This is a genomic window from Bacillus sp. AP8 (assembly GCF_000321185.1).
Taxonomy (GTDB): Bacteria; Bacillota; Bacilli; order Bacillales; family DSM-1321; genus Bacillus_AD; species Bacillus_AD massilioanorexius.
The window spans coordinates 1-26,913 of record NZ_CAPG01000041.1; the positions used below are offsets into that span (position 1 = coordinate 1).

At 32.6% G+C, this 26,913-nt stretch carries 31 protein-coding genes; 5 read left to right on the forward strand and 26 right to left on the reverse strand.

What is annotated here, in order from left to right:
* Positions 1–18 precede the first annotated feature (18 nt).
* The 8 genes from BN349_RS11900 to comGA form a co-directional block, all read right to left on the reverse strand.
* Complete coding sequence (locus BN349_RS11900; RefSeq protein WP_019242542.1) at positions 19–198, reverse strand: YqzE family protein; 180 nt, start codon at positions 196–198, stop codon at positions 19–21.
* Positions 199–253: 55 nt separating this feature from the next.
* On the reverse strand, positions 254–562 hold the full coding sequence (gene comGG / locus BN349_RS11905) for a competence type IV pilus minor pilin ComGG (protein ID WP_019242543.1): 309 nt from the start codon (positions 560–562) through the stop codon (positions 254–256).
* A gap of 85 nt (positions 563–647) precedes the next feature.
* Complete coding sequence (comGF, locus tag BN349_RS11910) at positions 648–1,070, reverse strand: competence type IV pilus minor pilin ComGF (protein WP_081591232.1); 423 nt, start codon at positions 1,068–1,070, stop codon at positions 648–650.
* Complete coding sequence (comGE, locus tag BN349_RS11915; protein ID WP_019242545.1) at positions 1,033–1,392, reverse strand: competence type IV pilus minor pilin ComGE; 360 nt, start codon at positions 1,390–1,392, stop codon at positions 1,033–1,035. Before comGE ends, comGF begins: the two co-directional genes overlap by 38 nt.
* Positions 1,379–1,843, reverse strand: coding sequence for a competence type IV pilus minor pilin ComGD (gene comGD / locus BN349_RS11920; protein ID WP_019242546.1), 465 nt, complete (start codon positions 1,841–1,843; stop codon positions 1,379–1,381). Before comGD ends, comGE begins: the two co-directional genes overlap by 14 nt.
* Positions 1,833–2,153, reverse strand: a complete 321-nt coding sequence (gene comGC / locus BN349_RS11925; RefSeq protein WP_019242547.1) for a competence type IV pilus major pilin ComGC — start codon at positions 2,151–2,153, stop codon at positions 1,833–1,835. Before comGC ends, comGD begins: the two co-directional genes overlap by 11 nt.
* A gap of 84 nt (positions 2,154–2,237) precedes the next feature.
* Positions 2,238–3,338: a competence type IV pilus assembly protein ComGB gene (comGB, locus tag BN349_RS11930; RefSeq protein WP_081591233.1), complete on the reverse strand. Its 1,101-nt coding sequence runs from the start codon at positions 3,336–3,338 to the stop codon at positions 2,238–2,240.
* Positions 3,265–4,329: a competence type IV pilus ATPase ComGA gene (gene comGA / locus BN349_RS11935; protein ID WP_019242549.1), complete on the reverse strand. Its 1,065-nt coding sequence runs from the start codon at positions 4,327–4,329 to the stop codon at positions 3,265–3,267. Before comGA ends, comGB begins: the two co-directional genes overlap by 74 nt.
* Positions 4,330–4,587: 258 nt before the next feature.
* Between comGA and BN349_RS11940 the strand changes: the two genes are divergently transcribed.
* Complete coding sequence (locus BN349_RS11940; RefSeq protein ID WP_019242550.1) at positions 4,588–5,289, forward strand: helix-turn-helix transcriptional regulator; 702 nt, start codon at positions 4,588–4,590, stop codon at positions 5,287–5,289.
* Between the two features lie 85 nt (positions 5,290–5,374).
* The gene (locus BN349_RS11945) at positions 5,375–5,617 is read left to right on the forward strand and encodes a DUF2626 domain-containing protein (RefSeq protein WP_019242551.1); all 243 of its coding nucleotides are present in this window, start codon (positions 5,375–5,377) and stop codon (positions 5,615–5,617) included.
* Between the two features lie 79 nt (positions 5,618–5,696).
* Here BN349_RS11945 and BN349_RS11950 read toward each other — a convergent pair whose 3' ends face one another.
* Both BN349_RS11950 and BN349_RS11955 read right to left on the reverse strand, forming a co-directional pair.
* Positions 5,697–6,806, reverse strand: a complete 1,110-nt coding sequence (locus BN349_RS11950) for a class I SAM-dependent methyltransferase (protein WP_019242552.1) — start codon at positions 6,804–6,806, stop codon at positions 5,697–5,699.
* A gap of 142 nt (positions 6,807–6,948) precedes the next feature.
* Complete coding sequence (locus tag BN349_RS11955; RefSeq protein ID WP_019242553.1) at positions 6,949–7,581, reverse strand: MBL fold metallo-hydrolase; 633 nt, start codon at positions 7,579–7,581, stop codon at positions 6,949–6,951.
* 230 nt (positions 7,582–7,811) lie between these two features.
* Here BN349_RS11955 and BN349_RS11960 point away from each other — a divergent pair, with 230 nt between their 5' ends.
* Positions 7,812–8,000, forward strand: coding sequence for a DUF2759 family protein (locus BN349_RS11960; protein ID WP_019242554.1), 189 nt, complete (start codon positions 7,812–7,814; stop codon positions 7,998–8,000).
* A 276-nt stretch (positions 8,001–8,276) separates the two neighbouring features.
* Here the strand turns inward: BN349_RS11960 and BN349_RS11965 are convergent, their stop codons facing one another.
* The 13 genes from BN349_RS11965 to BN349_RS12025 all read right to left on the reverse strand — a co-directional run bounded on the left by BN349_RS11965 (position 8,277) and on the right by BN349_RS12025 (position 22,470).
* On the reverse strand, positions 8,277–9,383 hold the full coding sequence (locus BN349_RS11965; protein ID WP_019242555.1) for a hypothetical protein: 1,107 nt from the start codon (positions 9,381–9,383) through the stop codon (positions 8,277–8,279).
* A 146-nt stretch (positions 9,384–9,529) separates the two neighbouring features.
* On the reverse strand, positions 9,530–10,396 hold the full coding sequence (locus BN349_RS11970; protein WP_019242556.1) for a M14 family metallopeptidase: 867 nt from the start codon (positions 10,394–10,396) through the stop codon (positions 9,530–9,532).
* Between the two features lie 257 nt (positions 10,397–10,653).
* Positions 10,654–12,558: an LTA synthase family protein gene (locus BN349_RS11975; RefSeq protein WP_019242557.1), complete on the reverse strand. Its 1,905-nt coding sequence runs from the start codon at positions 12,556–12,558 to the stop codon at positions 10,654–10,656.
* Positions 12,559–13,163: 605 nt separating this feature from the next.
* Positions 13,164–14,132 carry an ROK family glucokinase gene (locus BN349_RS11980; RefSeq protein WP_026089293.1) on the reverse strand — a complete coding sequence of 323 codons (969 nt, stop codon included), beginning with the start codon at positions 14,130–14,132 and terminating at the stop codon, positions 13,164–13,166.
* Positions 14,133–14,140: 8 nt separating this feature from the next.
* The gene (locus tag BN349_RS11985; RefSeq protein ID WP_019242559.1) at positions 14,141–14,344 is read right to left on the reverse strand and encodes a YqgQ family protein; all 204 of its coding nucleotides are present in this window, start codon (positions 14,342–14,344) and stop codon (positions 14,141–14,143) included.
* A 233-nt stretch (positions 14,345–14,577) separates the two neighbouring features.
* The gene (locus BN349_RS11990) at positions 14,578–15,969 is read right to left on the reverse strand and encodes a spore germination protein (protein WP_425457701.1); all 1,392 of its coding nucleotides are present in this window, start codon (positions 15,967–15,969) and stop codon (positions 14,578–14,580) included.
* Between the two features lie 153 nt (positions 15,970–16,122).
* Positions 16,123–17,667 carry a rhomboid family intramembrane serine protease gene (locus BN349_RS11995; RefSeq protein ID WP_019242561.1) on the reverse strand — a complete coding sequence of 515 codons (1,545 nt, stop codon included), beginning with the start codon at positions 17,665–17,667 and terminating at the stop codon, positions 16,123–16,125.
* 274 nt (positions 17,668–17,941) lie between these two features.
* Positions 17,942–18,121, reverse strand: a complete 180-nt coding sequence (locus tag BN349_RS23875) for a hypothetical protein (protein WP_019242562.1) — start codon at positions 18,119–18,121, stop codon at positions 17,942–17,944.
* 448 nt (positions 18,122–18,569) lie between these two features.
* Complete coding sequence (locus tag BN349_RS12005) at positions 18,570–19,529, reverse strand: L-lactate dehydrogenase (protein WP_019242563.1); 960 nt, start codon at positions 19,527–19,529, stop codon at positions 18,570–18,572.
* 196 nt (positions 19,530–19,725) lie between these two features.
* The gene (locus tag BN349_RS12010) at positions 19,726–20,523 is read right to left on the reverse strand and encodes a DUF92 domain-containing protein (protein WP_019242564.1); all 798 of its coding nucleotides are present in this window, start codon (positions 20,521–20,523) and stop codon (positions 19,726–19,728) included.
* The gene (locus BN349_RS12015; RefSeq protein WP_019242565.1) at positions 20,516–21,082 is read right to left on the reverse strand and encodes a 5-formyltetrahydrofolate cyclo-ligase; all 567 of its coding nucleotides are present in this window, start codon (positions 21,080–21,082) and stop codon (positions 20,516–20,518) included. Before BN349_RS12015 ends, BN349_RS12010 begins: the two co-directional genes overlap by 8 nt.
* Positions 21,083–21,573: 491 nt before the next feature.
* Complete coding sequence (gene rpmG, locus BN349_RS12020; RefSeq protein ID WP_019242566.1) at positions 21,574–21,723, reverse strand: 50S ribosomal protein L33; 150 nt, start codon at positions 21,721–21,723, stop codon at positions 21,574–21,576.
* A gap of 123 nt (positions 21,724–21,846) precedes the next feature.
* Complete coding sequence (locus tag BN349_RS12025; protein ID WP_019242567.1) at positions 21,847–22,470, reverse strand: hypothetical protein; 624 nt, start codon at positions 22,468–22,470, stop codon at positions 21,847–21,849.
* Between the two features lie 487 nt (positions 22,471–22,957).
* Here BN349_RS12025 and BN349_RS12030 point away from each other — a divergent pair, with 487 nt between their 5' ends.
* Together BN349_RS12030 and BN349_RS23880 are read left to right on the forward strand one after the other, a co-directional pair.
* Positions 22,958–23,371 carry a hypothetical protein gene (locus BN349_RS12030; protein ID WP_019242568.1) on the forward strand — a complete coding sequence of 138 codons (414 nt, stop codon included), beginning with the start codon at positions 22,958–22,960 and terminating at the stop codon, positions 23,369–23,371.
* Positions 23,371–23,841 (forward strand): hypothetical protein, encoded by a 471-nt coding sequence (locus BN349_RS23880; RefSeq protein WP_019242569.1) that lies wholly within the window; start codon positions 23,371–23,373, stop codon positions 23,839–23,841. The genes BN349_RS12030 and BN349_RS23880 overlap by 1 nt, the downstream gene beginning before the upstream one ends.
* A 277-nt stretch (positions 23,842–24,118) precedes the next feature.
* Here the strand turns inward: BN349_RS23880 and BN349_RS12040 are convergent, their stop codons facing one another.
* The 3 genes from BN349_RS12040 to phoU form a co-directional block, all read right to left on the reverse strand.
* Positions 24,119–25,066 (reverse strand): ABC transporter permease, encoded by a 948-nt coding sequence (locus BN349_RS12040; protein WP_019242570.1) that lies wholly within the window; start codon positions 25,064–25,066, stop codon positions 24,119–24,121.
* Positions 25,063–25,983 carry an ABC transporter ATP-binding protein gene (locus BN349_RS12045; protein ID WP_019242571.1) on the reverse strand — a complete coding sequence of 307 codons (921 nt, stop codon included), beginning with the start codon at positions 25,981–25,983 and terminating at the stop codon, positions 25,063–25,065. Before BN349_RS12045 ends, BN349_RS12040 begins: the two co-directional genes overlap by 4 nt.
* Before the next feature lie 252 nt (positions 25,984–26,235).
* Positions 26,236–26,886, reverse strand: a complete 651-nt coding sequence (gene phoU / locus BN349_RS12050) for a phosphate signaling complex protein PhoU (RefSeq protein ID WP_019242572.1) — start codon at positions 26,884–26,886, stop codon at positions 26,236–26,238.
* Between the last annotated feature and the right edge of the window lie 27 nt (positions 26,887–26,913).

Consider the following 26,913-nt stretch of genomic DNA (forward strand, 5'->3'; position numbering starts at 1 on the left):
TTTCTTCACTAGACATATTTACTGCTTTCTTCTAAAAAACATCATTAGTGCCATAGTCACTAAACCAAACAGTTGATTCAAAAAGTTTTTCTTACGATGATGGCGATCCATCCGCTGACGTTTTCGTATATTTTTTGGCTGATCGACATATGTTACAAACTCTTGCGTTAAAAATTTAATATAATCATTTGTTTTCATTATTATTCACCATTATTAGTATGCACGAATAATAGCTATTCTATACGGATAAGTCTTACCACTTCTTCCATTTCAATAATCGGTCTTCTTTTATATGATATTGATATACAGCTTCTCCTTTTCCGCCTTTTATACTTGTCGCGTATAATAGTACCGAGACTATATCTTTACTTTGACTTTCTATTCGGAAATAAACATCGCCATTTTCATAATATAATATACCATCCTCTCCTACTGTTATATCCTGATAAAGAAATTCCTTCGAATCATGAATAGCCAAAAATAATAGATGATCAGTCATTAATTTACTTTGTACTTCTTTTGTGAATTTCTTTTCTGTTACAAAAGCTTCTGTACTAGTCAAAATCAAACCTAATAAAATAGCTACTAGTAATAAAGTTGGGAATAAGACGTACCCATCTTCTTTAATTGGAAATCATCTCCTTGTATCAATTAAATACAAAAAATGTCGCTGAATAAACTTGCTCTTTATGGTCCGTAATTTTCAAGGTAATAAATTGTTGCTCTCTCGTCACTGAAAAAGATTTTATATTATAGAGCAATGTTTCATGACCCGTGTTATTTACTCTTCTTCGTACAATATATCCGTACTGCTCGATCGAAGAAACATAATCTTCATATGTTAAATATAACTGGTTGTTTCGAATGGTTTGATTAGTTGAGTTGCTAATTTCCCGATTAACATTATGACAAAAAATCTCCCACTCCATTTTATTTATTGCTTTTATAGATGGTTTCATTGGTTGAATAGTGAGATAGATTTGCAAAGTTAATGAAGTTAAAATCACAAATACAACAAGAGATAGAAGCATTTCAATGAGAGTAAAGCCCCTCTCTGTTCTTAACAACATCGCAAATACTAATTTGTTTTTGTTGGCTGTTCTTATATGACACACAACCTTTCACATATTGTACATTCGTTTCTAAAGGTTGAATAGTTGTTGTAAAGCGACAAGCAAATGTAGGGTCAAAAAGATCGTGAGGAAATGACTGCATGAGGGTATACTTTTGTAGATTTTCATACAAAATATGATTTGCACGTAAATGTTTTTGCAAATCTTTTCGATCATTGTCTAGCTGTTGCCATATTGGCAAAAGTGAAACACAAACGAATAATATTATACTTAGGGCCACTAATGTATCAGCAAGCATATAACCTCTAGAGTTCAGCATAATAATGTCTACCTCTACCAATTTGAATTGTAAAAACATATCGATAGTGTTCACTTGATAAATACCATGTACCAAAAACAGAGACATGACCATATAAACTGATCATTATTTCTCTACCTAAACTACCTTCTTCTATTTTAATTGTCTCCGGAATTTCTCTTAAAATGATGATGTCTTTTTCAAAAGGTCCATCTTTTACAAAATAACATTTCTTTTTAAAATCAAAGGTAAAAAAGAGGATCGATTTTCGATTAATCGCATATGCTTGAGAGTAATGTAAATCCTTAGACAACTGTAATAAAAAATGTTCCATATCTCTTTTTTCTGATATTTTTGGTAACGTTATAATGGATATAGAGAGAAGCATGATAAAGATAGATAAAACAATTAGTAATTCAATCAAGGTAAAAGCAGCTATCGAATGAATAGTTGCTCTTATTTTATGGAGCATTTCCTTCACTCACTTTGCTTGCGACACTTACTTTTCCCTTGTCATCCATCTTCACCTCATCGCCATTAGGACAACTTGTTTTATGAATATATCCCTCATCTTTTAAAATGGATAAACTTGTCGGAAGCTTATTATTATCAATTTGATAAGATTGGACTTGTCCTTGAACCATTTTCACAAACGCTTCACAGCCCTTATTCTGAATAGAATCTTGTTGTTTCACAATATTCGGAATGGTGATTATTAGTAATATCGAAATTACTAGAAGTACAATAAGCATTTCAATGAGTGTAAATCCCTTTTGATTCATGTAAACCTCCTTCATTTCATGGATAAATTGATTTTTCAATTCATTTCATGCTCCTATTTGAAACGTAACAGACAACTATAACTATTATAAGTTTTCAATAATGGAGAACATTGGTAATAGAACAGATAAATAAATAGAAACGACGATTAATCCAACAGAAGCAAATAAAACAGGTTGGACCATTTTGATTAAGGAAGTCATACGATTCTCTATCGTATCAAGAACAATTCTACTATAGTGAAATAATTCTTGATCCAGCTTTCCATTTTTTTGACCATTTGCTATAACATCGGATAAATAAGGATCAAAATACGGTAGCGATGAAAAGATATCTTCCAGATTCTTTCCCTCATTAAGTTCCTGGTAAATGATTTCTCCTATGCGATGAAAAAACAGCCAATGACTATGTTTTGAAAATAAAAGTATTGCATCATTGATTGATAAACCACCAGCTAATAGACCACTTAACTGATAGGTGAGAAAATAAGAATCAAACATCCGAATATAATTCCCAACATAAGGAATGTTTAAGACATATCTTTTTCTTTTTAAAGGACTTAGCTTATCAAACCATAATTTCTTAATCACATAGCAGAAAATAAGGAAAGTGAGCATAATATAGGGAAAAAGGTGTAAAAAAGATGATATTCCGAGGATTACTTTAAGGAATAAAGTAGGAGAGATATTCATATTTACATATAAATCTTGAAATTTAGGAAATAGCATACTTTGCATTAACACAAATATGATAAAGATAAATATAAGTAGAAAAATTGGATACAATAACACTTTCATTAATTGATCACGGTCTTTATTTCTCTTCTGCCAAAACCTCCCTCCTTCTAAAAGTGCTTTAGGTAAATCGCCATAGTATTCTGCATAATAAACAAAATATAGTAACTGATGATTAAAGCCTAGAAATGACAAAACTTCATATAAAGAATGGCCTTCTTTTAACATCTTAATAGCTAATTCAATTGTTTGTTTACGATGAACAGACTCTTGTGATTGTAAGAACTTCAAGGCATCCGCTAAATAATAGCCTGATTGTAGTAGTTCACCTAATCGACATACAAAAATGGCTTGTTCGTTTTTATTCCACTTTCCCCTTCTATTCCTTATAGACCCACCTTCTATATTCTTCTTCGCGAACAAAACCAAGGGCAACGGCTTTTTTAATTTCATCTTTAAGAAGTCTATAGGGCTGTTCAACCTGCTCATCATTCACCTTCTCATTTAAAATATTCGCTAATTCTTTCCCATATAGTAATTCATATACACTAGCTCTTTTTCTACGATTTTTAAATTGACAATACGGTGAGCACTCACCATCACAAATAGGACATTTGAGCTCTAAGAGCCTTTGGGCAGAAACTGCTATTAATGTTTGCTTAATCTCAGTTAGTGACACACCAAACTCTAACAATCGATAAATCGCTCCTGCTGCATCTCTAGTATGCATTGTTGTTAAAATCAGATGACCTGTTAGTGAAGCTCTAACAGCAATTTTGGCTGTTTCCGCATCTCGAATTTCCCCAACCATAATGATATCTGGATCATGTCGCAATGCCGCTTTTAAACCAACAGAGTATGATATTCCTGCCTTTTCATTAATTTGAACTTGTAAAAAATCTTCTGATTTGTTTTCAATCGGGTCTTCCAATGTAATGATATTTCGATGGATAAATTCTTTAGCATATTGAAGTATTGAATATAGAGTGGTGGATTTTCCTGTTCCAGTCGGTCCTGTAAAAATCATCAATCCATGAGAATGTTGCAATAAGGCTAAAATTTTCTTTGCATTAGAGGGAAATAAAGAGAGTTGATCGAGTGGACGAATTCGTTGATTAGGAATAAGGCGTATAACTAATGTTTCCGAGCCTGATGCTGGTAGAGAGGATAAACGTAAACCAATCGTATTATGATCCATTACGAAGGTCATGGAACCACTTTGTGGTCTTCTTTTTTCTCCAATATCCATGCCTGATAAAAATTTAAAATGCGAGATGACTCTTTCTATTTGTTGTCGATCTAACCATTGAAAAGGAATTAACCGATTCTCAACGCGATATTGAATTAGAGGATGCTGCTTTCGAGGAATAATGTGGATATCAGAAGCTCCTAAATGAACGGCACGACGTAAGATTTGTTCTGCGACGATTTCAATTGACTGCAATAAATCACCTCCTAAAAAATCGTACAAAATAGTTTATTCGACAATAAACATCCAATTCCTTTTTATTTCTTTAATTTTTTTACAAATTATCCACAACTATTTATACATTCCCTAATCATCAATTTATGTATTGATTTGGTCGATTTTCTTTCATATTTGTGAACATTAGGTATTTTTACTCGTTAGATTCTGTTTACACATTCCAAAGCACCAATAACTATATTACAATGGTAGTAATATACTCTGGAGGTGATTAGGATGGAACAAACGTTAAAAATTACTAACGTATTAAGTGATCCAACAAGATATTATATTTACCAGCACATTACCAACAGCCATAATGAAGTGACTGTTCAAGAAATTGCTGATGCTTTTAATATCCATCCAAATGTAGCTCGATTACATTTATCTAAATTAGAAGATATTAATATGTTAAAATCCGAAACGAAGAAAACGGGTAAAGGCGGAAGACCGAGTAGATTGTACCGTTTATCAGATGATGTGATTCAATTGAATTTCCCGTTCCGTGATTATCAACTTCTGTCTAAAATTGCCATTGAGACAATGTCAACATTAGGAGAAGTAGGAAAACAAGCACTTTATGAAACTGGGAAAAAATTTGGTCAAGAATTAGTCGAATCACAAATGCTGAACGGTCCTGTTTCTCAAAAAGAGTTCTCTTTTACTGAAAAATTACATATTTTTAAAAATGCTGCTACAGTAGCAGGATTTTATCCAGAAGTTGACGCAAGTGAAGACGAGACAAAAATATTTTTCCAAATTTATAATTGTCCGTTTAAAGAAATCGCTTCAAAACAAACAGAATCTATTTGCACAATGCATACTTCCTTCTTAAAAGGCATGTTTAGCTCGTTATTCGATTCTGTTGAGTTAATAGAGAAAGAGAATATGATGAACGGCTGTAAAACGTGTGCATACCAAGCAATTGTCACAAACTAGAAACAAAAACATATCTTTACATTTTCTCTATATATATCCTATAATTATTTAGTGTGGACATTATGGGGAAAGGGAGGGATACATAATGGAACGTATGTACAGAGTTCTTGGTTTTTGGACTGGTATCTTTGCTGTCATGTTTTACTTGGGTGGTATGAACGGTGTATCACTATTATTTTTTGCACAAACTGGATTCTTTGTTTTATTAAGTTATTTAAAATTGTCTGAACGTATGTATATTTACGTATTCGGAGCGTACTTAACTGTATTCTTTGCTGGCTTTACCTACTACACAACATATTTAATGGTTCCTGGAATGGGACATTAAAAGATAAAGAGTCTGCTCAAAGGATGGTTTTTTGATTTTCTTTTAGACAGACTCTTTATTTTTCTTTTTGTAAACGTTTTTATCTTAAATCGTTCCTGAGTGGGAATAAATGATCTATATCGAGCCGCTTTGCTTGTATTAAGGTCTTAAAGTAAGAACTAATCTGGCCAGGTTGAATGAGCGTGCGAATCGCTCGATTACGCTTTTGCCCAAATGAAAACGGATCTGTTGAAGAACTATTTTGTAAGTATGATAATATTCCACATGATATTAAGAAGTCATTTTGTGCGAAAAGCCCCTCTGTCTTCACATTTTCTTCCATTCCTACACTTTGTAAAGCATCCCAATGAATATGCGATGTAATATCCATGTTTCCAGAATAAAGGAGTACATTTTCAATCATCTTATGTTGATAGTATCCTCGCAAGCTGCCTTTTCGATGACTCGCCTCTCCCCACTCCTTATGCAAATAGCCATAATCAATGGTAACAATCATTCCTTTTTCAACTTTCCGACATAACGAACGATAAAAGTCAATCATAGCAATCGGTATTTCGAATCTCTGCCCATCTTTCAGAATTAGTTTCTGACCATTTAAATAATCGAATATTCTGCTATTTTCCAACGGAATCAAACTCTCTTTTAATACGTCATTATCAACAGTAATCATAGCTTCAAACAATTGATGATCCTTATTCTCTATAACATGCACTGGAAAAGCATCAAATAACTCATTGGAAATAACAATTCCCATTATCGATGATAGATGATCTAAATTGTTGTAATAGTATACTTGACTATATTCAGCTAGCAGCTGTTTTTGTTGCTGCTGATGATAGGGGCTACTCTCCACTATAATATAATGTAATTGGTGAAAAACTTCTGGATGCTTTTCATTGATTTCTTGAAGAATAGCATGGGCCAACCTTCCGGTTCCTCCCCCTAATTCAACTATACAAGCTGGTAGCTGATAGGTAGTGATGATATGTACGAACCAATTGGCTAGAGTTCTCCCAAATATATCACCAACATTACTACTTGTATAAAAATCACCGCGAGAACCGACTTTATCCTCATTTTTATTATAATAACCATATACTGGATGATACAAAACTTCCTGAATATAATCGTTATAGGAAATCATTTTAGCCTTCTGCATCAATATTGATTTTTTTATATTTTTTTCCATTTTTTCTCCCGAAAATTGTTTCCACTATTGACATAGTGGAAAATATATACTATATTTTTCTTAGTAGCTTACCTATGTCCCCTCCCATTATTGAAGTAGGATATCCCCCAGAAAATCCCCACTCAAATGAGTAGGGGTTTTTCTAGTTAAAGCCATTAAGAAACGGATTGCTATTCATTTCATTCTCTATTAAAGTAATTGGTCCATGACCTGGAAATACAATCGTATCAGTTGGAAGTGTTAATACCTTATTATGAATACTATCCATTAATACATCCATGCTTCCTCCAACTAAATCTGTACGTCCTACACTTCCTTGGAAAAGAACATCTCCAGAGAATAAATATCCTTCGTTTTGTAAGTAGTATGAAACACTTCCTGGCGAATGCCCCGGCGTTTCAAACACCTCAAAAGTAAAGCTTCCAATCGTTAATTGTTGCTCCTCCATAATCAATGTGTCAGCTGCTTTTATTTCAACTATGTTTCCAAAATGTGCAGATCCATTTAATGATGGAGTTGTTAACCATTTTTCTTCCTTTTTATGAACATAAACTGGAATTTGGAAAGCTTCTCGAATATCATCTACCGCTCCAATATGATCGAAATGAGCATGAGTTAACAGTATAGCCGATGGTTGAAGTTTATTATCATTCAAGAACTGAATAAGTTTTTTACCTTCAGCACCTGGATCAATAATAATACACTCATTTTTATCGTTCTTCAAAATATAACAATTTGTCTGTAGGGCACCTAAAGGTAATTGATAATATCTCATCAAATGAATCCCTTCTTTCTTCTCATAAAGTGTTAATAAATAGCATATTTTTAACACGATTTTCCATATTTGACATAGAAGTGTCATTTTTTCATCTGTACAAACATTAAAAAAAGAATTAAAATTACTACAAATGCTATTTTACTAAATTATAGTAGATGTTTGGTTCAGTAGCAAAGGAATCTGCTATTGAAAAAGTACTTAAGTGATTTTCAAAGGGGGTTTTTTTTATGGGATTAGTGGTAATTTTTGCTTTTATCACACTTCTAGCTGTTTACGCAGTCTATAAAACTTTTAAAGAAAAGAATGTATTAGGTTTAGTTTTTGCTGCTGGAACAACACTTATGTTTGGAGCATTTACCATTGCTACAGCAATTGGACCTTTAATGGACAAAGTAACTGTACCTGTCGCACATTAATTCTACATAGAATAAGCATCTAAATAGTTTTCGTGTCATTAGCTTATAGAATTAGTCTTTTTCAGACTTACTCTATAAGCTCTTTTTATTGGCTGTGTTACATTTTTATTGTTTAATACTAGCTATAATTCGTTCGATCTCCGAGGGCAAGTTTTATTTTCATCTACAACTATAATTTAAGGACTATATGAAAAGTAATTGTATTACTTTTCATATAGTCCTTTATAAGAATGACTTTTACATGATCTAACTTACAATCCATGTTACTATACTCTATTATAGATTTCGTAAATGAATGAGGTTCTCTAATTTATTACCATATAAACATTCCTCTCCATTTGGAGAGCAAGCTAGAGGTGCTAATTTAACATTCTTCGAAATGACCTTAATCTTATTTGATTCCCAATTATAGTTAATTAGTTGGTAACTCTCTTCATAAGGGTCATTTGAATTTGTCTTATATGGTATATAGGTTACAATTGAATCTTCTTCGCTAAGAATAGTATAAGGTAAAACTATAGAGCCATATTGATCAGCAATAGTTGGCAAACTTATCGATTTTACCGTGTTACCTTTATTTATCTGGAATACAATTTGGTTTTGATTATCTTCGCTTTGTTTTTCATGAGTCGTAACCAATACATCATTTTGTATTTTAAAGTCTAATATATTATTAAACAGCGTTTTCTTTTCTTTAGATTTAATACTATAGCTCATAAGTGGAGCTGAAGACTGTTGGATATCATCATTCAATTCTAAATACATTAAAGAGGTTGCTGATTCCCACTGAGTAAAAGGCTGTGGAATACGTACTTCCTCTAGATTTTTCATTTCAATATCACAAAGAAAACTACTATATGTCCAATCTTCATAAAAACTAGTAATTAATACTAAGTTATCATCAACAAATGGATTCCAGGATACTACTAATTCATTTGCTGGTAAGGAAACAGAATATCGATCCTCTCCTTGAATAGTTAATATATGAATGTTCATTTGCGAATGACTTCCCTTAGAATATAAAAGGATATACTTTTTATTTGGAGATATGGAAGCTTCCATAATAAGGTGATCTGTTATAAAAAGCTTTTTCTTCTTTTTCGAAGGAATGTGATAGGAAATGAGTGCATATTGGTTACCAATCTTTGTAGAATAAAGAATAGTATCTTCATTTAGCCATCCATAACTACTTTCAAGAATAGAACTGTCTTCTGACAGGGGGAGCGGTTTGATTATTTCTTCTTGATTTAATATTTTCGTTTTTTCTTTTTCTTTTACTTTCACTTTTTCTTGATGCTCTTTACAGCCAACAACAAATATACAAAGAAAACAGACGAATAGACACGTTAAATAACCCGTTTTCTTCAAGTGTAGTTCTTCCAAACCCTTTCACCCCAAATTAATAAAATTAGATACGTCCATATCACACACCTTTACGTTTTTATATAAAACTTCTATTTTAATAATAGTAAATAAATCATATTTATTAAAGGATGAATATGAATTTGCATAAATTCCCTTCTATTTTCCTATTTATGATTATTTATAAACAACATAAGCTCATCAAGTATCGGAATCACATCCTGGTAAACTCGCTTAAACTGTGACAAGGGTAATGGATTAATACCCTTTCCTAGTTCCAAAGTAAACCCAATCCTACTTGTTGTTAAAATAAACCAATCTCGAAATCCTGCATGACTTTTGACATTCCTAATTCCTTTATAACAGCTAATTTGTTCAATTTTCTTTGCTATTTCTTCCGAAAATTCAGACTCCAATCCTTGATATCCCCAATAAAATTCTTCCCCTTGTGTATGAAGACAAACGACACGGTCAATATTGTCTGTAAGAACAAGATTACTCATGGCAATAGCTTCAGGTTCTGTTAGAGGTCTATATCCAGGAAAATCTCTATAATAAGGCTTTTCACAATAGGTTAACTGCTTATATTTCTCCCATTCAGCTGGATATTGTTTATTTAAATCGATTCCTCGAATATTTGCTTTCCATCCTAAATAATCTGGCTTATAGTTATTCATTGCTTCTACATCAAATAGCCCTTTAGCAGCTTCTTTCCCTCTATACACTAATTCAATTCCATCTGGATTTACCATTGGAACAATAGATAGTGTAATACGATTTAACCATTTTAATGCCAAATGACTAGTATGTAAATAGCTTTTTAACCATTTCATTAAAACCAATGATGTAATCCATTCATTCGCATGAAAGGAGGCATTATAATGAATGACTAAATCTCCACTTCCTATTCGTAGTTCGTAAATATTTCTGTCTAACACACTTTTACCAATGATATTCATTTGAATAAAAGGAAACTTGTCAATTAAATATTGTATATCTCTCTCCAAAAGATCATAGTGATACACCTTAAACATCTTAATTAACACTCCTTTCTACATTCATATATTTATGAATACATATATCTAAACATGCAATAAAAGACATTGAAAATGGATATACAAACATCTATTATATGCCTCTTTGCTTATTCTGTTAATCCAAAAGCATTTTGCTTCATATTCTACCTATAATATAGGCTATGTTAAATTACCTCCTTATTCGTAACTTTATATAAAATTAACAACAACATATACAAAAAAGAGGTTATTCCTAAGAATAACCTCTTTTACTACTACTCTTTAGATTTCTTTGTTTCATCAGAATCAATAAAACGAAGTAAATCTCCGTAGATAATCTTATCTGAGAAATCGAGCTCTTGCTCAGCTTTTTCAATATAAGGTTTGACTATCGATTTATCTTCTATTACTTCTCCAGTAGCTTTATCATATAATGTTTCATTCGTATAAACATATTTATCTGTAATAAAGCTTCCATCACGTAATACAGTAAATTCTAAGTTCTCTTTTGACATGATGTCAGATCCAAATTGGATGTCTTCATTCGCATCATAGCCAAGTAAATTTAAAATAGTTGGTTTTAAGTCAATTTGACCTGAAACTGTAGAAATCGTTTTACCTTTTTGTCCTGGTACATGGATAATCAGTGGTACACGTTGTAACTGTACAGAATCAAAAGGTGTAATAGATTCTTTATTTAAATACTGTGCCATTGCTGTATTATGATTCTCAGAAATACCATAATGGTCTCCATACATTACAATCACAGAATTATCATATAAGCCATCTTCTTTAAGCTGTGTAAAGAATTGTTCAATCGCTTCATCCATATATCGAACTGTTTGGAAATAGTTATTTAATGTTTTTGAATTCGAATCAAACTTACCAATCGTTGCATCTTCTTCATTTAACGTATACGGATGGTGGTTCGTTAAAGTAATAAATTTCGCATAGAATGGAGTACCTTTACTTTGTAACTCTTTTAAATGCTCCCTAGACTGTGCAAAGAAGTCTTTATCTTTTAATCCCCAACCTACTGAGTTTTCATCATTTACTTCATAATCATCGATATTATAGAATCTGTCATAACCAATTGATTCATACATAACATCACGATTCCAGAAACTTTTTCCGTTAGCATGAAGTGCAGCCGTAGAATAACCATTGTCTCTAAGTGTTTCAGCTAATGTTGTTAATTCATTTTCTGCATTTGTAAAGAATACAGCACCTCTACTTAAAGGATATAATGAGTTTTCTAACAGAAACTCAGAGTCAGATGTTTTCCCTTGTCCTACTTGGTGATAAAAATTATCAAAATAGAAGCTATCTTTAATTAAAGAGTTTAAGAAAGGAGTAATCTCCTCACCGTTTAACGTATTATTAATCACAAAGTTTTGTAAGCTTTCTAAGCTGATTACGATTAGGTTTTTATCCTTCGCAATACCTTTCATTTCTTGATTTGGTTCTTTGTAATTAGCTCGTACATAGTTTTCAATGTCTGCTAATTCACTACCATCCGCCAATGCTCTTTGAGCAGATGTTTTTGTTTGTAAATAAGCATCATATAAATGATAGTTGTACGTTCCGATGTACTTAACTAAATACTCACGGTCAAATGATCTTGTTAACAATTGAGGACGCTCAGTTTCAGCTAAACCAAGATTAAAGAATCCAATTGCAACAACTAGTAAATAATAAACACGTCGGTTTGTTTTCGTATATGTTTTATTAATAACAAATTTAGGTTTAAATTTAATGATTAAGCCCAAGATAAGAACATCTACAAAAAACAGAAGATCCCATGGTGTCATTAAAGTAAAAATACTTGAAGCTAAATCACCCATGTTACTAGTTTGTTTAAACAAGGCTACAGTTAAGAAATCCGTAAATTCTCGATAGTACACAACATTACCATATAGGATTGCTGTTACTAAAAAGCTGGTAATTAATATAAAAGCTGGACGTCGTTTTTCTTTTAAAAACAAGCCAATACCAAAAACGAGCATTAAAAAGCTTAATGGATTAATAAACAATATAAACTCTTGCATCGCATTTTCAATTGTAAGGTCAAAACTAATTTTATATGTGATATATGTTTTGATCCAAAGCATGATAATAGCTAAGGCCATCAATGAAATGCCTTGAAACGAAAAATTCTTCTTTAAAAAATTATTTTTCATTAAGAATAGTACCTCCCCTAAAACTAACAGTTAAATAGTCGACTTCAATACGACTTTATATTAAATCTGGTTTTGCTCTTTGAAGTTTTTCAAATCATTATATTGATTTTTAGCTGAGCTTGACGGAAAGATATACAAATTTTTAACACAACCTCGATAAAATCTTAATACTTTTTTTACAAAAAAGCAAATCGAAAAATAATCCAAAAATCGACGATTTCAGGTACTTAAGTCACATATTCATATATCTTTTCTTTGTCCCTCTTTATTAGACGAGTGAGATTTAAAAAAGTTTCATGAAATTATTACCAAAAACCCAGTTCATAAATACAAGTTCTCATCCCTTCTTATCAAAAACTGGTTTCAGAAACTTTGTTGTCCATTGAACAGGTAAGAAATGTAGATTAAATGCTACTTCAGGCTGCTCTCTTTCTGAAGAGCAGGCAGTAACAAACCACTGTTTGTATTCAAAGAATATTTATAAAAACAACAATCTTTTATCAAACAATTTCTCAAAAATAGAAGAGGATGTCTCAAAAGCAATGCTAATGACTGACACCCTCTTTATCTATCATACTAATAAGTTCATCTATAGTAAAACTTACTTACTTTAAAAATTGGTTTTTAACAAGCCATGCTGCCCCAATAACACCAGCATCGTTACCTAAAGTTGCGATGGCTAAAGAAGTAGATTCTCTAACCCGTACAAATGAATATTGTTGGAAATATTTATTTATTGAGTTCAACAAAATGTCGCCAGCTTTAGAAACGCCGCCGCCAATCACTATTTTCTCTGGATTTAAGACACTTGCAACGTTTGCCAATGACAATCCTAAATAATTTGTAACACGGTCTAATACCATTACAGCATATTCATCACCTTGTTGTGCACAAGTAGCAACATCCTTAGCGGTAATTTTTCCTTCTTGATTTAGTATAACCGCTAACGCTGAATTTGGAAACTCGCCAATTTTTTCTAAAGCAACTCGAACTATTCCTGTCGCAGAAGCAACAGTTTCTAGGCAGCCTGTTTTACCGCAATTACAATTATATCCATTATTTGCAACAACAGTTATATGTCCAATTTCACCAGCTGCTCCGCTTGCACCTTGTACTAAGGAACCGTTTGCAATAACACCGCCACCAACTCCAGTACCAAGTGTGATACAAACTAAATCCTTCGCTCCAGATCCAGCACCTTTCCACATTTCGCCAACAGCTGCGATATTTGCATCATTTTCAACAATAACAGATAATCCTGTTTCTTTTGCCAATTCTTCTTGTAATGGGTAATTACTCCATCCTAGGTTAACGGCTTCATAAATAACACCCATTTCTGTATTTACCGGACCAGGTGCCCCCATACCAATACCTAAAATTCGATCTTTATTTTCGCCTAACTCTGCCAATTTCTCATCAATTGCTTTTGCAATATTTTTAGTAATGTTTTGGCCTTTATTCGATGTATCAGTAGGTATTTCCCACTTGTGTACAATCTCACCATCACACGTAATAAAAGCTAATTTCGTAGTTGTACCACCTAAATCTACTCCAATTAACCACTTTTCCATAATACTCCACCTTACACTTTTTTTTCTTTTTCGATCTCAATTTCTCGTCTCAATAACATCATAGCTACTTGAAAATCTTTGATTTCAATAAGCTGTGATTTGTATAGCTCTCTTAATTCAAATTCCATTAATTCAAGATCAGCTAAACGGTCTCCCACATAAATAATCGTACCAAACTTTTTTAACAACTGTTGGATATCATATATAGTCTGCATAATTTCCCTCTTTGTCCCATTCTAACTGGTACCTACTTTCCCATCTATTAAACATATTAGTAAAGTTGCCTAATTGGTAGGTTAAGAACCAGCATGAATCCGATTTGTTCAACCTTTGAATTGTAGAAGATTTGTCCCAACAATACAAAGATATACTTTATGTGTAATTACACATAAAGTATATCTGAACTATAACAAACTCACAAGATAGAGGAAAATTTTCCTTGCACGAATTATCGATCTGGATCTTTAGGATGCAGAGCTTTAGGGCGCCGATTTTTTAATGGCATTGGTGCTCGTATAATGACATCTCTTAATGCCCGATAAGAAAATGGGATAAACGGCCACATATAAGGGACGCCCAATGATTTCATATTAATTAATAGTAGTATAAAAATAGTTATACCAATGACAAAGCCAGGTAATCCGAATATCGCTGTAGACAATAATAATGCTAAACGAATTAATCGGTTAGCTAAACTCAATTCATAGCTAGGTGTAGCGAATGTACCTATGGCAGCCATCGATAAATATAAAATAACCTCATTCGATAACAACCCCACTTCTACTGCTACTCCACCTATCATCAAAGCAGCAACTAAACCTAGTGCCGTAGCTAGTGATGATGGAGTATGAATCGCTGCCATTCTAAGCATGTCTAAACCTACTTCGATGATGAGAAACTGAAAAATCAATGGAATATGACCAACCTCATTTGGTCCAATATATGAAAGGGAAGCTGGTAAGAAGGTGGGATTTTCAGCTAAGAAATACCATAGTGGCAAAATAAAAATGGATGCCCATACTGCCAAAAATCGAACCAATCTTAAATAAGCTCCTACTAAAGGCTTATTTCGATATTCTTCAGCATGCTGAAGATGATGCCAAAACGTCGAAGGAGTGATTAATGCGCTTGGAGACCCATCCACGAATACAATAACATGACCATCATATAGATGAGCAGCAGTAGTATCAGGGCGCTCTGTGTAACGCATAATAGGATAGGGATTCCAATATTGTCCTGTTATAAATTCGTCAATACTTTTTTCACCCATAGGTAAGCCATCCGTATCGATTTGTTCCAATGACTCTTTAACATCCCTTACAAAATGGCTATTCGCAATGTCCTCTATATAGCAAACGACTACATCGGTTTTGGACCTTCGACCAATCGCCATATATTCCATTCTCAATGTTCGATCTCGGACTCTTCTTCTTGTTAAGGCTGTGTTAAAAACAAGAGTCTCAACAAAACCATCTCTCGCTCCACGTACAACCCTTTCCATGTCTGGTTCTTGAGGTCCTCGGACAGGATATGTTCTAGCATCTATTAAGATGGCGCGATCAATACCGTCTACAATTAGTGCTGTTGGACCAGCTAGAACACTGTCAATTACCTGATCAAGATTATCAGTAGCCTCAACCTCTACATACGGTATGTATGTTTTTAATAATTTTTCTAGTGGATCTGGATCTAAATCCCCCTCGTTTAACTCAAGGAGTACCTTCATTAAATAATGAAGAATATCATCCTTAACAAAACCATCAATTAAGAAAAGAGCCATTTTACGATTCGCATAAACGACGTCAAGACGAATGACGTCGAAACTTTTATCCACCGCCATGGCATCATTTAAATAAGTAAGATTGTCTTCAATATGTTTAGACACAGAATGTTTAATCAAGCTCATTACGTTAACTCCTTTCTACCTATCGTTAATTTTGGACATAAAAAAAAGGAAACATACCATTAGATGTTTCCTTTTCTTGAATATAAGTTATTTATTTTGTTGCAACCAAGCTTTTATCTGGTCAGAAACTTTTGTATAAGCTTCATCATTTGGATTTAACTCCAATGCTTTGTCTACATGCTTTTTAGCCTCAGATACCTCATTATTTTGTAAATAGGTCAAAGCTAAGTTAAAATGTGCTTGATGAAATTCTGGGTTTAATTCAATAGCTTTTTTATAATATTTTTGTGCTTGATCAAAGTCTTTTTCATCTATGCTAAAGTTCCCAAGAAAAAAATAGGCATTCGGTGAAATAATATCATTATTAATAGAAGATAATAGGATTTTTTTTGCCTTTTCATTCTCTCCTTTATTGATATATTCTTGTGCTAATGATGCTAACGCTACATCTTGATTTGCATTTCTTTGCTTGTCAAAACCGTAGTTTAAGAGGAATATAGTCACTAAAACAAGAGCCACTCCACCGAATATACGGAACAACGGTTTCTTTGCTTTTGGTAATCCAACAACAGCCGCTGCTGCAAATCCACCAAGCAATCCGCCAATATGACCCGCATTATCAATTTCAGATATAATAAATCCCATTAATAAATTGATAACGATTAACACAATAATATTCGTTCCCATTGCTCTTAAGAATAATTTTGGATGAGCAATACCGAAATACAATAGGGCCCCAAAACAACCAAAAATCGCTCCACTTGCACCAGCAGATATATTAGTCGAGAAAATAAAGCTAGCTAATACCCCTGCAAATCCCGCAAACAAATAGATGAAGAAAAAACGAATGCTTCCATATAATCTTTCAACTTCAGAACCTATATAATAGAGAGCAACTGAATTCATTAATATATGAAGAAATCCAATATGGATGAAGATTGGCATAATAAAACGCCACCATTCTCCATCAAGAATCAACGGATTATATTTCGCACCAAATTCTACAAGGGTTATATTACTTTCACTACTACCCACAATCTCCATCGCAATAAATATAATGATTTGAATAGCCAAAAAGACTTTAGTTAAAAACGGCTTTCCGTATTGAAACATATTTTGCTCTTCTTGTCTTTTTTCTAAGCTTGCTTGAATTGCGCTATTTTTAAGCTGTGCAATGTTTTCTTCGCTAATATCTTCTGGTATTACCTTAACCTGCTCCAAATTAATTTGTAGCTTTTCTTCAACCTTTTGTAAGCCCTCTTTAAAGCTTAATGAATCAATAATAGTTGTAGAAATGGTCGTTTTATTATTTTTTATTTGATTCGTTTCATATGCTGCATAATCATCCACAGGTTTAAATTTAGTAAAATATAAATTGATGATTGAAATTGGCTTTTTAAATAACTTTTTACGAATGTTTTCCCCAACAAGCGCAGTACGATTAAGATCTTTCTTTAGCGCGATTGCCCAATCAAAGTCAATTCGCATCAATCTAATAACCGAATTTGAATTTTTATTATCTTCTAGCCAAACCTCATTTTGACTTTCTGACATGGTAATCATGCTATATCCATATTCTTGTGTTAACGTTCTAATTGTACGCCAGAATAAATAGTCCTCATTAAAGCTCACACTCTTCCCTACTTTCACTAAACACTCTATGCTCTTAACTATTTCTATCATTATAAAAGAAAAAACACAATGAATAACTAAAAAAATTAGTATTTGTTAAAAATTTTCACTCGCAAACTAAAAAATAGCCATGCAATAAAAATAAGACAAAACTTGTAAGAAGTCCAGATATGTTTTCCTACAATTGTAAGCTTATTTTTAAGCATGGCTGCTAAAAGAAACACTAGTTCAAAAGTATGGGTTCTTATTTTGTTATAAACTAATAGCCTTTATTCTAAGAAATAAAGCTTTGAAAAAGAAATCCACTAGGAAAAGGCATTTTCATAGACTGTGCTACTATATAACGTCTAATGAACTTAATACTAAGTAATAAATTCATTAATCGATATCGATATTTATAAGCCAATCTAAACAAAACAATAAGTAAAATGACTTTTACCAAAAACATTTTCATAAAATAATCCCTCCTAGGTGATAGTGTTCATCATAAGAGGGATTTTTATGAATTATATTATAAATATTTTAAGTCTTCGATGAGTCAAGTGAGCACGAATTATCGCAAACATTTATTTGAAGTCGCTTTTGATCCTTCAGGATTCTGCTCCTCATTCACCTTCATCCAAAACAGCAATTTTGTGTAATAAAGCTATTTTAAGGATGTTTTCGCATAATTTGTTGCCTATGAACAAGTATTGAATATAGGCTGAGTTGAATTCCACTCCAGGATGCTCGCTTTCCGCGGGGCGGGTGGTGAGCATCCTCGGCACATAGTACCTGTGGGTTCTCACCTATCCCGCTGCTCCCTCAGGAGTCTCGCACCTAACTCTCCATTCGACTTTTTTATACTATATTTATTCAGCGAACTTATTTAAAGATAAAGCAAAAATCTTTTAAAAAACATTCTATTTTAAAGATTCAATTGGAGCCATTGTTTCTTTTAGAACTTTTACTGAATGAGCAAATTTTTCTTTCTCTTCTTGATTAAGCTCTAATTCAACAATTTCTCTTAATCCGCTACGATTTACTACACATGGAACTCCAATGTAGATATCTTCTTGGCCATATTGACCTTCTAGATAAGCCGAAACTGTTAGGATACTGTTTTCGTCTTGAAGAATCGCTTTAGTAATACGAGCTAATCCCATTGCAATTCCATAATACGTAGCACCTTTACGATCGATGATTTTGTAAGCTGCATCACGAACATTTACAAACATTTCATCAAGATCTTCTTTTTTATAATCAGCTTTTGTTTCAAGAGCTTTTGCGAGTGGTTTTGCACCTAAATTAACATGGCTATATACAGGAAGTTCAGTATCACCGTGCTCACCGATTATGTATGCATGAACGTTACGAGTATCAATATCAAAATATTCTCCAAGCTCATAACGGAAACGTGCTGTATCTAGAATTGTACCTGATCCAATTACACGCTCTTTTGGAAGACCAGAGAATTTCCAAGCAGCATAAGTTAAAATATCAACTGGGTTTGCTGCAACTAAGAAAATTCCATCAAAACCAGTAGCCATAATTTCTTCTACAATAGATTTCATAATCGCTGTATTTTTAGCTACTAAATCTAAACGTGTTTCTCCAGGTTTTTGGTTTGCTCCAGCTGTTAAAACAACGATATCTGCTGTTTTACAATCAGCATATGATCCACTCCACACTTTAGTTTTTGAAGGTGCGAATGGTAAACCGTGGTTCATATCAATTGCTTCGCCCTCTGCTTTTTCTTTATTCACATCAACTAATACCAGCTCTTCAGTAATTCCTTGGTTCAATAATGCAAAAGCATAGCTACTTCCTACAAAACCAGTTCCAACTAGTACTACTCGATTAACTTTATTTTTTGTGTTCATTTCATTCTTTCCTTTCGAAAAAACATTTTTCTTATAAAGTGTACTTATTAAGTATACGCTAGAATTTTAATATAAAATACGGTAGTCATGTTGTTAAGTAAGCGCTTCATAGATGTCCATTTTGTTACAAGTTCAATATTTCACAAACTTTTTATGGAATTATATGGGCCGTTAGGTTATTCTTTCTTCAATATCCTTAATAACCCACAAAAATCATATAAGAGAATACAAAGATCAGCGTTGCAATGAAAATAGACGAAACGTTTACTATATCATTATTGCACCAATTCGCTCCTTTTATTAAAAATGTTTTTTCTCGACAATGGTATTTTTTTTCTGTTTTGAGACCGCATATCTTACATTGATAAATAGCTTGAATAGTTGCACCTAATAGTGTATCAATCACACTCCCTAGAAATCCTATCAGTATGACCAAAAGCAATAAGGTAAAGGATTGAATAGAAAACAAGCTAAAGCTTAAAAGTCCGATAAAAAGAGATGCGCCTAAAGAAGATAAGGTTCCAAGCCATGATATAGCTCCGGATGTTCCTTTCTCCACCATTTTCCCAGATAAAATATAGATTGGTTTTCTTTTACTTAAGACCCCAATCTCTGAGGCCCAAGTATCAGCATTAGCCGCGGCAATCGAAGTTATAAAAGCATATAGCCATATATTTTCATTCGTGAAGAAAAACAGAAGTGAAGAAATTGAAGCAATTGAACCATTTGCTACAACTTGAATCCAATCTCTTCGAGCTCCTTTTTCAAGCATGTCATTTAATGTCCCTTTTTGTTGATGTTTATATTTGGACCATAAGCTTGAAGTTAAAAAAAACGCACCTAATACGAATAAACCTCTCCAACCAAAACCAATCACTACACAGCATCCAGTAATAAAAGTAGCTATACTACCAGATAATGATAAAGATTTAATATAATATCCACCCATACTAGTGATTACAATTAGGGCTATATATAGTATTATTTCAACCATTTGTTTCTATGACTCCATTCGGTAGAATTAATAAACAAACAGGAACATCCAATTGGTTATGTGGGATATTCTGATATAACTGTTCTTCTAAAAGAAGTGAAATAGTCAATCCTTTATAATTCTCCAAATAACGATCATAATATCCTCCTCCAAACCCAATCCGATATCCTGATTTATCATAAACAACTCCAGGTACAATCATGACATCAAATGGACTTTGTAAAGCTTCTTCTGTTTGTTCAACAATAGGCTCTTGCAATTGATAATATACCGTTTCAAGTTGTTCAAAACTCTCAATATAACGAAACGTCATCGTTTTATCAGAAGATTTACATTTTGGAACAGCTACCTTCTTCCCTTCAAGCCAAGCTTGCTCAATGATAGAAGTAGTATCGATTTCTAATTCATTAGAAATTGTTATAGCAACTGTCTGGGCATTTACCCATTCCTCTGTCTTAAATAATCGATGAGATATAGCCTGACATTGTTGTTTGAACTGTTGTTTTGGTATTTGTTTTAATCGATTTCTCACTTCATCCCTTAATTGTTTTTTATCCATATGTATTCAATCACCATTTTCATTATGTTTGGCTCCGTTACCTTTCGTATTTATAACGGATTCCATGCATTATTTTTATTAATTTAAGTCTGTTAGACAACACACACTAACTTTACTCAAGTCTATAAGAGCTAAAAACACCTCTTATTCGTTCTTAATGATTTCCCACATAATTCTCTATACTAGACCCACTAAATCCATAGATTAAACTTATGATTGTTTATTTGTATAAAAGGCTGTTTTCACATACTTTGTTGCCTATGAACAAGTATTGTATATAGGAGTTGAATTCTGCTCCAGAATGCTCGCTTTCCGCGGGGCAGGTGGTGAGGCCTCCTCGATGCATAAGGACCTTGTGGGGTCTCACCTGCTCCCGCAGGAGTCTAGCACCTTACGCTCCAGTCGATTTTATACTCTATTTATTCAGCGAACTTATTTATCTTTTAGAAAACAATCTTATAAAAAAAAACAACAGGAGTAATTCCTGTTGTTTACTTAGTTTCGCGGTGCAATGTTGCACGCTTTTCTCTTGAACAATATTTTTTAAGTTCAAGGCGATCTGGGTTGTTACGTTTATTCTTTTTAGAAATATAGTTACGGTCTCCACATTCTGTGCAAGCCAACGTAATATTTACACGCATTAATAATTCCCTCCAAACATCATGTCATCTTAGCATAGGACCTTTCTATAATATCATTTTTCTTATTGAAATGCTAGTATGTTTTTATTTCAAAACAATAATGATATATTTTCAAAAAAATAATTAGAGGAGAATCATTTCATTTTTCATTTCTCGAACCAATTCTGTTGATGTAGAATGAAATGTCCAAATTTTCCCTTCGTTTATCTCTCCACTTGTTAGCTTCGTTTCAAGAGTAAAGGTACTACTTATATCACCTTTAGCTAACCAAGACATAGGTAAGCTTCCACATTCAAGATTACGTAATAATTGGCTAGTGCTAGCGAAGTTATTTTCTTGGATACAATATTGACACATTCCCTTACCATTCAATATTCCACCAATCATTGTTACTGTATCATCTGAAAAATGAATGATAGCATTTTCATTTGGACTATAGAAAGCCAGGCTATTCTTTTCAAAAACACTGTCATATTGAACAATGATTTTGACTTGCTTACTCAGCGCCTTTTTATTTATTACTTGTATATTTATTATTTCATATTCCGTTGAACAGCTCATAGAAGCAATAGAAAACAATTCATTGTTCATTTGATAAAAATCATTTTTTAATGGATATTCCCAAGATAAAATTCCATTATCCCATACACCAATACGGATAGGCGTTGATCCAAGCCTCTCATTTAAAGAAGGACAGATATCATTGCATTCAAGGTTACTCTTATTTGCTGACACGAAACTATTCATCCTACACTCTCCTTTACCGATATTTTTTATGATTTATCAATATTTTTCATATATTGTACTTTTATGAATGTTACGATTATTTCTCGAATCTGAAAATCTCACAGTTACAATTAGCATAAACGTTCACTTAAAAATAAATAAAAATTTTCCCAATGATTCTATTCAGGTAAGAGCCTTCCTTTATTCCTACATATGAATTAAAATCATCCCCAAAATTGAACAGATTTTAATCCCGGAAATGTTTTTAAACTATTCGGAATCTTTTCTTAATATCATGTTAACATTTAACAAATAATGTAACAATAAACGCAAATTGTCGATATTTGAAAATTATTCTCACCAAATAAAATTTTATAAAAATATCATTCTAACTATTCATTCCGCGATTAATACATTGTCTATTTTTGACAAAAAATTAAATACTTTGTCCTATATTTATAAAAATCAAATAAATCCGATAAGATGTTCAGCAAAAAAGTAGGAAAATGTGTATGATAGATTAGAATATACTACTAAGTTTTGGGGTGATGAAGTGAAGATTGCTATTATAATTTTATTAGGACTCTCAATCCTATTATTTATTCTATCGTTTTTTAAAAAAGATCGTACAACAGAATTAGAAAGAAATATCGAGGAACTTTCATTGCAGCATATGCAAGATATGTATCAACTTAAGAAGAAATTGCAAATTTTAGAAGAGGAGCTATTAATACAAGACTCTACTAGTTTTATTCCAGAAAATCCAATCAAAAGAGGAAATAAAGTGAATGAAATATTAAAAAGTCAAGTTCTAGCTTTATATAATCAAGGTTACTCAATAGATGAAATCTCTCAACGTTCATCATTATCTATTGAAGATATTACGGCTATTTTACATAGCAATCAATTGAGAGGGATTTAATGATGAGTAGAGGAAGTATTAGAGGATTTGCTACTGGATTATTAATAGCTACAATTGTTCTTGGTAGCTTATACTACATAGATGAAAAGAAACAAGAACAGCCAATGACTTACACTCAGCTAAAAGCTGCTAGTCAAAAACTAGGATATAAACTTGTAAAAACCGACGAAGAACCTAATAAGAATCATTCTGTGAAAAAAGAACCAAAAACCCCATCCAATAGTAACAATAACCAAAATGATTCCGTTTCTAAACAAGCAAAATCGTATACGCTAGCTGTTAATAAGGGCATGAAAACAGAAGAAATATGTCAAACACTGCAGTTAAATCATATTATTGATGATGCTATAAAATTTGATCAATACTTAAGCGAACATGATTTTTCAAAAAAAGTGCAAATTGGTAAATTTGTCCTTACAAGTGAAATGTCATATGAACAAATTGCCCGTATCATAACAAAAATTGAATGAATGTAACGCAAAAGTAAAGGAGGTATCTCAATTTAGCCTGCTACCTATCCCTATTGTAAATCTTTCATAAAGCACGTAACATCAGTTTTTTTAAAGAAATGGAATTTACATTATCAAATCAAGTGTTTTCAATAAACGACCTCCATATAAAGCGAAGGGGCCTCCAAAAAGTGATTAGAAATCACTTTTTGGAGGCCCCTTACATTTCTTCTTATGTTCACACTTACAATCTAAATACATTATTTCGTTTTTATCTCAAGACCTAGAGCTTTTCTAATTATGCTGTGACATCACGCTTCGTGAAGAATAAAAACGAAACAAGATGAAAAATAATAAAATAAACAAGTAAAACAACTAACGAAAATGGCAAGGTCATCCCTTCAATAAGTACTCTTCCTTCGAAATATCCCATTAAATCTGTATTTGCAAATAAAATATATTTCGCCCAATCGAATTTTATTGCTAACAAACCAGTCAAACTTGGTCCCATTAATAATAAGAAAAGTGAAATTCCTATCGCTAAAGAGCTATTTCTGAAAGCTGCAGAAATCATAAATGCCATAGTTGTAAGCATTAATAATCCAACAGATGATAAACCAAATGTAAAGAAAGCAGCTCCTAGCTGTGTTCTTTCAATAACTTCTCCATCACTATACGATAAATATGGACCAGCATCACCAAATCCAAATAAAACAGCTCCTACTAAAAATGATAGAAGGAATGCAAATAAAATCATGGCTGCAGAATAAAGAAGAACAGTCGCATACTTACTTATTAAAATTTTCACTCTATTTACAGGGCGAATTAACAATAGCTTTATGGTACCCGTTGAAAATTCATTTGCTACAATTCCTGCAGCAACCACAATAGTAATAATAGCTATAAAATTGATTATTTGAGTCATACTATTCATAAATGACCATACATTCGAATAAGTATCAGGTGCTATTTCATGTTGCAAACGATATTCATTTATAGCGATTTCTTTTTGATAAAATTCTTTTTCACTATCCATAGTGGTTGATTTCATAGATTCAATCATTTGAGTGTTTTCAGCCTTTAAGTCTTGTTGCCAACTACTTTCATTAGCAGGAGCATCAGTTGAAACCTCAAAATATTTCATTAATCCACCAATACCAATAATTACTATAGCTAATAGTCCGATCATAATGAAAGTCGAAGGACGTTTAAATAATTTCATCATTTCATTAGTAATAAGTCTCATTGAATTTGCCCTCCTACTCCAGTAATTTGTAGAAATTTCTCTTCTAAAGATACCTTAATAGGTTCGACACTAAAGATTGAAATATCATGTTCTACTAATTCTCTAATTATATTTGGGATTTTCTCCTCTACAGTCATAAACTGTAATTGACCATTTACTAATTCTGGATGAACCTCAGGGTATGTTTGATTTATTATTTGGAAAGCACTGTCTAAAGGCTTTACCTTGATACTAAATAAAGACTTTTCCTGCTCCGTAAATTTATTAACACTTTCAATATCAACCAATTTACCATTTTGGATAATTCCAAATCGATCACACATCATTTCCATTTCTGATAAAAGATGACTTGAAACAATAACAGACATTCCTTCTTCACGCGATAATCGTTTCAGATAATCTCGAATTTCACGGATACCTTGGGGATCTAATCCATTTGTCGGCTCATCTAATATAAGAACTTTTGGCCTATGCAGTAATGCTTGGGCTAAACCAAGACGCTGACGCATTCCTAATGAATATGTCTTAACTTTTTCATGAATTCGATCCTTTAAGCCAACTAATTCAATAATTTCATCAATGCGTGTTTTATCAATTTTAGATGACATTCTAGCAAAATGCTTAAGATTTTCATATCCCGTTAAAAATTTATACATTTCAGGATTTTCAACAATTGCTCCGACATGACTAATGGCTTTTTCAAAATTACGTTTAACACTTTCTCCACATATCATAACGTCACCATCTGTCATTTTCATCAGACCAACAATCATACGAATAGTTGTTGTTTTCCCTGCTCCATTTGGACCAAGGAATCCAAAAATTTCTCCAGCATAAACATCAAAACTTAACTGATCGATAATCGTTTTGCTTTTAATCTTCTTGGTGACATTTTGTAGACTTACAGTCACTTCCACGGCTATCCACTCCTCGTTACTATTTCTTCCAATTTTAATGTTACCTTAACATAAAAATTTTGTTAATACACTTTAGTTTTAATTGTATATAAGACCCCCGACCTACACTTTACATAATTTTTATAATATTCTTTCAATATTTTACCTGTTTTAAACATCATTTACATAATATTTCGAATAATTATAGCTACTCTCATACAAAAAAACCTTCAATAATATCTAACATACTTATTGAAGGCTTTCCACATTGGCTTATTTATTTAAATCAAGATGACGACCACGAACCAAATAATAAATATTTTCTGCAATATTTGTAATGTGATCACCCGTTCTCTCAAGATGTCTAGCTACTAGAGAGATTTGCGTTACTTGTTGGAACTGTTCATATGAATCTTTAAGAAGCTGTTTCATAGACTGTCCATAAAGATGATCTACTTCATCATCCATTAATGAGATATCCTTTGCAACTTGAATATCCTCTTCTACGTAAGCTTTTATAGATAGTTTAAGCATTTCTAATACGAGCGTGTGCATCTTTTTCAGCTCATCGACTTGAATGCTTTGATTTTTATTGCCGATACGAATAGCTGCTTTAGCTATGTTTACTCCATAGTCCGCAATTCTTTCTACATCTGCGGCAATTTTTATACAAGCAATAATTCTGCGCAAATCAATCGCCACTGGCTGTTGCTTTGCAATTAGCAGAATAGCGAAGTCATTTATTTCTTCTTCTAGTATGTTTGCTTTTTCATCACCCTCAAGAACTTCTAAAGCTAAGTCATAGTTTTGTGTTTCAAAAGCTTCAAAAGCTTTGATTAATGAACTTTCTGCTAGTTTTCCAAGTGAAACTAATTTATCTTTTAGTAAATGTAAATCATCCTCAAATTTTTCACGTACAGCCATGCTTCCCTCTCCTTTAACAACTTATCC